The organism is Paracoccus sp. (in: a-proteobacteria), assembly GCF_039808215.1.
Taxonomy (GTDB): domain Bacteria; phylum Pseudomonadota; class Alphaproteobacteria; order Rhodobacterales; family Rhodobacteraceae; genus Paracoccus.
The window spans coordinates 36,198-42,953 of the sequence record NZ_JBDHSP010000023.1; the positions used below are offsets into that span (position 1 = coordinate 36,198).

Annotated in this window: 7 protein-coding genes; 3 read left to right on the top strand and 4 right to left on the bottom strand. The window is 69.8% G+C overall.

The features are described from left to right. Nucleotides 1-87: 87 nt before the first annotated feature. Complete coding sequence (locus tag WMK75_RS09805) at nucleotides 88-1,218, top strand: site-specific DNA-methyltransferase (protein ID WP_347267499.1); 1,131 nt, start codon at nucleotides 88-90, stop codon at nucleotides 1,216-1,218. Between the two features lie 110 nt (nucleotides 1,219-1,328). Here the strand turns inward: WMK75_RS09805 and WMK75_RS09810 are convergent, their stop codons facing one another. Further along, nucleotides 1,329-2,378 carry an A/G-specific adenine glycosylase gene (locus tag WMK75_RS09810; protein WP_347267500.1) on the bottom strand — a complete coding sequence of 350 codons (1,050 nt, stop codon included), beginning with the start codon at nucleotides 2,376-2,378 and terminating at the stop codon, nucleotides 1,329-1,331. A gap of 75 nt (nucleotides 2,379-2,453) precedes the next feature. Here WMK75_RS09810 and WMK75_RS09815 point away from each other — a divergent pair, with 75 nt between their 5' ends. Together WMK75_RS09815 and WMK75_RS09820 are read left to right on the top strand one after the other, a co-directional pair. Then, nucleotides 2,454-2,993: a DUF721 domain-containing protein gene (locus tag WMK75_RS09815; RefSeq protein ID WP_347267501.1), complete on the top strand. Its 540-nt coding sequence runs from the start codon at nucleotides 2,454-2,456 to the stop codon at nucleotides 2,991-2,993. Next, a complete protein-coding gene (locus WMK75_RS09820) occupies nucleotides 2,990-3,655 on the top strand; it encodes a DsbA family protein (RefSeq protein WP_347267502.1) in 666 nt (221 codons plus the stop codon). Before WMK75_RS09815 ends, WMK75_RS09820 begins: the two co-directional genes overlap by 4 nt. A 41-nt stretch (nucleotides 3,656-3,696) precedes the next feature. Here the strand turns inward: WMK75_RS09820 and lpxK are convergent, their stop codons facing one another. Genes lpxK through WMK75_RS09835 form a run of 3 tightly spaced genes read right to left on the bottom strand, consistent with a single transcriptional unit; the run spans nucleotide 3,697 to nucleotide 6,174 of the window. Then, nucleotides 3,697-4,686, bottom strand: a complete 990-nt coding sequence (gene lpxK, locus WMK75_RS09825) for a tetraacyldisaccharide 4'-kinase (RefSeq protein ID WP_347267503.1) — start codon at nucleotides 4,684-4,686, stop codon at nucleotides 3,697-3,699. Beyond that, the gene (locus tag WMK75_RS09830) at nucleotides 4,683-5,912 is read right to left on the bottom strand and encodes a glycosyltransferase N-terminal domain-containing protein (RefSeq protein ID WP_347267504.1); all 1,230 of its coding nucleotides are present in this window, start codon (nucleotides 5,910-5,912) and stop codon (nucleotides 4,683-4,685) included. The genes lpxK and WMK75_RS09830 overlap by 4 nt, the downstream gene beginning before the upstream one ends. Nucleotides 5,913-5,928: 16 nt before the next feature. Next, nucleotides 5,929-6,174, bottom strand: a complete 246-nt coding sequence (locus WMK75_RS09835) for a DUF4170 domain-containing protein (RefSeq protein WP_347267505.1) — start codon at nucleotides 6,172-6,174, stop codon at nucleotides 5,929-5,931. Nucleotides 6,175-6,756 lie beyond the last annotated feature (582 nt).

Genomic DNA, 6,756 nt, shown 5'->3' on the forward strand with positions numbered 1-6,756 from the left:
TTCAATAAAGAATTTGACGGCGAATCAGCGGTGAATCATCATTGGGCAATGCAATCGGCGACCAAACAGCCGAAACCCGAGGCAATGATGAGCAAGCTTGATACCAGATCCCGCGCCATGGCGCGAACGCTGCCCCTTAACCAGATTCTTGCAGGCGACTGCATCGAGATCATGAACTCGCTGCCCGAGATGAGCGTCGATCTGATCTTTGCCGATCCGCCCTATAACTTGCAACTCAAGGGCGAGTTGCACCGCCCTGACAATTCCCGCGTCGATGCCGTGGACGAGCATTGGGACCAGTTCTCGGGCTTTGCCGCCTATGACCGGTTCACCCGCGACTGGCTGGCGGCGGCGCGCCGCATCCTGAAACCTGACGGGGCGATCTGGGTCATCGGATCCTATCACAACATCTTTCGCGTCGGCGCCGAGTTGCAGAACCAGGGCTATTGGATCCTGAACGACGTGGTCTGGCGCAAGGCCAATCCGATGCCGAACTTTCGCGGCAAGCGCCTGACCAACGCGCATGAGACGATGATCTGGGCCAGCAGGTCCGAGGGCGCGAAATACACCTTCAACTACGAGGCGCTGAAATCGCTGAACGAAGGCGTGCAGATGCGCTCGGACTGGGTGCTGCCGATCTGCACCGGCGGCGAGCGGCTGAAGGACGCGGACGGGGGCAAGGCGCATCCGACGCAAAAGCCCGAGGCGCTGCTGCACCGCATCCTTGTCGGCTCGACCAACCCGGGCGACGTGGTGCTGGATCCGTTCTTTGGCACCGGCACCACCGGCGCGGTGGCCAGGATGCTGGGCCGCGACTTTATCGGCATCGAGCGCGAGGCGGCCTATCGCGAAGTGGCCGCAAAGCGCATCGCCCGCGTGCGCCGCTTTGACAGCGATGCCATCGCCACCATCCGCCCCAAGCGCGCCGAGCCGCGCGTGCCCTTCGGCCAGGTGATCGAGCGCGGCATGCTGCGCCCGGGCGAGGAACTGTATTCCATGAACAGCCGCCACAAGGCCAAGGTTCGCGCCGATGGCAGCCTGGTGGGCAATGATGTCAAGGGCTCGATCCATCAGGTCGGCGCAGCACTTGAGGGCGCGCCAAGCTGCAACGGCTGGACCTACTGGCATTTCCGCCGCGAGGGGCGGATGGTGCCCATCGACATCCTGCGCCAGCAGATCCGCGCCGAGATGGAGGCGGACGAGCGCCGCGCCCACTGATTCCCCCGATCGCCTGGTCCCGACGCATCGCGAGCTCTGGCGCGACCGGGACCACCTTGCCCCGTCCGGCGCAGGCTGGACGGGGCCTTTTCGCGCCGGGGGTTGGGCAGTCAGCTGTGGCGTGCACGGGGCAGGGGCGCGGCGATTTCGGGGCGGGCCAGCGCCCAGGCCTTGCGCATCAGCCCGGGCAGGGCGCCGGGGTCGAAATCCTGCAGCGGCGCCAAGGTGCCGCGCTGCGGCGCCCCGGTCAGCCGCGCGGCCATCACCGTCAGATCCAGGGTGAAATGCGTGAAGACATGGCGCACCAGTCCGATTTCCTGCCAGTCGGCAATGGCCGGAGGCGGCAGGTCGCTGCCGTCCCAGCCGCTGGAGGGAAAGGCCAGCGTGCCGCCCAGCAGCCCGCGCGCCGGGCGCGTCTCGACCAGCACGGCATGGGCGGCATGGCCGATCCAGACCAGGCCGCGGCGCTGCGGCCGGGCCGGTTTCGCGGCCTTGCGCGGCAGCTCGGCCGCGATGCCGGCGGCGCGGGCGCGGCAGTCGCCGGCCAGCGGGCAGATGCCGCAGGCGGGGTTGCGCGGCGTGCAGACCGTGGCGCCCAGATCCATCATCGCCTGCGCGTGATCGCCGGGCCGGGTCTGCGGCGTCAGGCTGGCGGCCAGCGCCCGCAGTTCCGGCTTGGCGGCGGGCAGAGTTGTTTGAAGCGCGAACAGCCGGGCGCAGACGCGCTCGACATTGCCGTCGACCACGGCCTCGGGGCGCTCGAAGGCGATGGCCGCGATCGCGGCCGAGGTATAGGGGCCGATGCCGGGCAGGGCGGCCAGCCCGGCGCGCGTGTCGGGGAATGCGCCCATGGCGGCGACGGCGCGGGCGCAGGCGATCAGGTTGCGGGCGCGCGCGTAATAGCCAAGCCCGGCCCATTCCGCCATCACCTGCGCCTCATCGGCGCCGGCAAGGGCCTCGATCGTGGGCCAGAGGCTGGTAAAGCGCTGGAAATAGGCTTTCACCGCCGCGACCGTGGTCTGCTGCAGCATCACCTCGGACAGCCAGACGCGATAGGGATCGGCGCGGCCGCGGCCGGGCGGCACCCGCCAGGGCAGGTCGCGCGCGTGGCGGTCATACCAGTGCTGCAGTTCGGCGGCGATCACCCTTGTGTCACGCAATTTTCAGGCTCATCTCTCTGGCGTCCGGCTGCGCGCCGGTCCAGACTGGCGGGCAGGTTCAACAGGCGGGACAGCATGGCCCAGAACAGGCAGGATTCGCAACCTCGCCGTCGGATGCGCGGCTTTGAGGCGGCGGCGCAGCTTGTGGCGCAGCGGGTGCGCCAGGCCGGCGAAAGCCGTGGCTTTGCCGTGGCGCGGCTCTTGACGCATTGGGCCGATGTCGTCGGCCCCGAGATCGCCGCCCATGCCCGTCCGGTGAAGATCGGCCATGGCAAGGGCTTTGGTGCCACGCTGACGCTGCTGGTTTCCGGCGCGCGCGCGCCGATGATCGAGATGCAGTTGCCGCAGATCCGCGACAGGGTGAACGCATGCTACGGCTTCAACGCCGTGTCGCGCATCGTGCTGACCCAGACCGCGCCCACCGGCTTTGCCGAGGGCCAGGCCGCCTTTCTGGCCGCGCCGCGCCGCGCCGCGCCCCCCGATCCCGCCTGCCATGCCGCCGCCGATCGCGTCGCAGCGGGCTTTCACGACCCCGCGCTTGCCGCCGCCATGCGGCAGATGGCGCTGAACATCCTGTCCCGCAGGGACCCCAACGACCGAAAGGCCAATCCATGATGCTGCTTCGCCGTTCTCTTGTCGCCGCTGCCGCGGCCGCGCTGACCCTCTCGGCGCTGCCGCTGGCGGCGCAAGAGGCGAAACCCGCCGAGAATGCGCAGACCGCCGTGCCGACGCTTGAGGGCAAGGTCCTGCCCGACATCGTGCTGGGCCAGGAGGACGCGACGGTGACCATGGTCGAATACGCCAGCTTCACCTGCAGCCACTGCGCCGCCTTCCATGAGGAGAACTGGCCCAGGCTGAAGGCGGAGTACATCGACACCGGCAAGGTTCGCTTCATCCAGCGCGATGTCTATTTCGATGCCGTCGGGCTTTGGGCCGGGATTCTCGCGCGCTGCGGCGGCGACGACAAGTATTACGCCGTCTCGGACCTGATCTTTGCCGACCAGAAGACCTGGCTTTCCGCCAAGACCGGCGAAGAGATCGCCGCCAATCTGCGCAAGATCGGCGCCAAGGCCGGCATGACCCCCGAGCAGATGGACGCCTGCTGGAACGACAAGCAGCGGGTCGCCGATCTGGTCGCCACCTTCCAGACCCATGCCAGCAAGGACGCGATCGAGGGCACGCCCACCTTCGTCATCGCCGGGGAAACCGTGCAGAACCAGCCCTGGGACGAGCTGAAGAAGATCATCGACGCCAAATTGGCCGAAGCCGGCAAATAGGCCCCACACAGGAAGGCCCCGGATCGCCCGGGGCTTTCTTGCTAAAGCCCCAGTGCCGCCAGCCGCGCGATCAGCGGCGCCGGGTCCTGCAGTTGCAGCCGCACCGGCAGCACCAGAACCCTGGGGCGAAAGCTGCGAGGCAGCCGCGCCGCATCCTTTTCGGTCGTTACCAGCTGCGCGCCGGACAGCCGCGATTCGGTCTCGAGCCGGGTCAGAAGCTGCGGGGTGAAGGGCTGGTGGTCCGCAAGCGCCTCGGCGCGGACGACCTCGGCGCCAAGGCCGCGCAGGGTGGCAAAGAATTTCTCGGGATGGCCGATGCCGGCGAATGCCAGCACGCGCTGGCCCTGCCAGTCCATGCCGGTCTGCAAGGGCGCCAGATGCCCGCGCAGATGCGGCAGCGCCAGGCGCGCGCCCCATTCCCGGTCGAACCGCGCCTGCGCCGCAGCGTCGCCGATCGACAGCAGCAGGTCGGCGCGGGCCAGGCCTCGGGCAACGGGTTCGCGCAGCGGCCCGGCCGGCAGGCACAACCCGTTGCCGAAACCGCGCGCGGCATCGACCACCACCAGCGACAGGTCATGGGCCAGCGACGGGTCCTGAAAACCGTCGTCCAGCAGGATCGCCTGCGCCCCGGCGGCGCTGGCGGCCCGCGCCCCCTCAAGCCGGCTGTCCGCGACCCAGACCGAGGCGAAGGCCGCCATCAGCAGCGGCTCGTCCCCGACTTCGGCGGCGAGGTGGCGCGATTCCTGCACCTGCAGCGGCCCCTTTTCGCTGCCGCCATAGCCGCGCGAGACGATATGCGCCGCGATGCCGCGGGTCTGCAGCAACTGCGCCAGCATGATGGTGGCCGGGGTCTTGCCGGTGCCGCCGGCATTCAGGTTGCCGATGCAGATCACCGGCACGCCAAGGCGCGCGCGGGTGCCGCGGGCCAGCCGGCGCGCGGTGGCTGTGGCATAGGCCGCGCCCAGCGGCGACAGCAGCCGCGCCGCCGCCCCCGCGGGGCGGAACCAGAAATCGGGGGCGCTGCGGCTCATGCCGGGCGCTCCATCACGTCGATGACGGTATCGGCGATGCGGCGCAGCACGGCGGCGCCGCCGGTGCTGACCGACCAGGCGTTGCCGGCCAGCATCGCCGCCTGATCGGGGGCGGAAAGATCGGCGACCGCCCGGCTCAGCCCGGCGGCGCCGGTGACCGTGCGCGCTGCCGAGGCGCCGTCAAGCTGCACCCATTCCGCGGCATGCGCCTGCGTCGCCGGGCCGTGGATGATGGCCGAGCCCAGTGCCGCCGGCTCGAACGGATGGCGCGGCGCGAGACCGGGACCGGGCAGCAGCGTGCCACCCATGAAGCAGACCGGCGCCAGCCGATACCACAGGCCCATCTCATGGCTGTCCTCGGCGATCAGCACCTGGTCGTCGAGCGAAGGATCGTCATCGTCCGAACGCAAAACCGCCGAAAGCCCAAGCGATTCCGCCTCGGCCCGGATGGCCGAAGGGGCGTCCCCGGGCAGCCCGGCCAGGATCAGCAGGGCGCGATGATTGTGCTGCAGCGCCGCCCGATGCGCGGTCAGCGCCGCGGTGACCTCGGGCAGGGTCGGGCTGGTGGCCAGCCAGATGTGGCGCCCGCCCAGGATCTGCGCCAGCGCCCGGCGCTCGGCCTCGTTCACCGGCAGGGGCGGCAGGGTCTCGGTCACCGGACCGGTCAGCTCGATGCGCTCGGGTGCCGCGCCCAGTTGCCGGGCGGCGGCGAATGCGATGGAGTCGGGGGCAAGGATGCGGGTGATGCGCGCCATCAGGGCGCGGTTGATCGCGCCGCGCCAGTGGCCGCGCCCGGTCTGCGTCGTCAGCCGCGCCTCGGCCAGGACCGTCGGCAGGTTGCGCTCGGCCATGCCGGCGATCAGCGCCGCCGGCAGTTGCTCGCCCAGAAGCAGCAGCGCGCGCGGCGCCAGCCGGTCCAGCACCGCCCGCACCGAGGTCGGATCGCGCGGCCGCGGCAGCCGGACCAGGCGCAGGTCGGGCGGCAGTCCCTCGGGGGCGACGCCGCCGGTCAGGGCCAGGCGCAGGCCGGGGCGGCGCGCCAGCATGGCGCGGATCAGCGCCGCCACGGGCGGGGCCTCGCGCGCGGGGTCGGAAAGATGCAGCAGGATCAGCGGCCCCTCGCCCGCGGGCGGGTCGGGCGGGGTTTCCGCGCCCGGCGCCATGGCGCCGCGGCGCTGCAGGTGCAGCCAGAGTGCCAGCGAGGCGGTCGCCGTGACGGGGGCCATGGCGGCGCGGGCGCGTTCAGGCGCCCAGTTCCTCGGTCGGGCTGACCTCGCGTTCCTCGTCGCGCAGCCGGTGCAGATGGGCGATGAAATAGCGGGTATGGGCGCTGTCGACGGTGCGCTGCGCCTCGGCCTTCCAGGCGGCATGGGCCGTGGCATAGTTCGGAAAGACGCCGACGATGTGAATGTCTTTGGTGTCGCGGAATTCGGTGCGGGTAGGATCGACCAGTTCGCCGCCGAAGACGAGATGAAGGCGTTGCGCCATCCTGTGCTCCTGGTTTCGGATTGCGGCGCGAACCTAGCCGAGCCGGCGGATGAGGCCAAGGAGAATTATCTAAAATCGGGAGCGGTTGATGTTTGCGCCTGACCTTGCGTCAGGCTAAACAGGACAGGCCGACAGAGAGTTCGGCCCGTTTGACCCAAGCGTGGTGGTGAGGGTCCTTCGGGTGGCAAGAGAGAGCTGACCGGTGGCTCTCTCTTGCCCTCTTTTCCCGCCGGCGCCGCGTTCCTGGCCTGGCGGTTGCGCGCGGCATCTTGTCGCTCATGCGTTTCTGCGGCGTTCGACCCGGCCAACCGGCTGCCGCTTGCAAGCGCCTGTTGCGGGCCTGCGGCGGAAGGCCCGATCCGCAAGAGACCAGCGCCGCCCCAGTATTCGTCACCTCGCAACCGGCGTTCCTCATGCCATTGGCTGCAACCTGTCGAGTGCCAAGTACACCCAGTTGGCGAGCGCCTCGCCCATTTCGTTGCGCCTCGCCCATTTCGTTGCGCGTCTGAGAGAGGAGGTGCCGGTTTCTGAGACAGGGGCATAAGGTGGATCGACCGATGAAAAGGACGATCCAGCATGAAG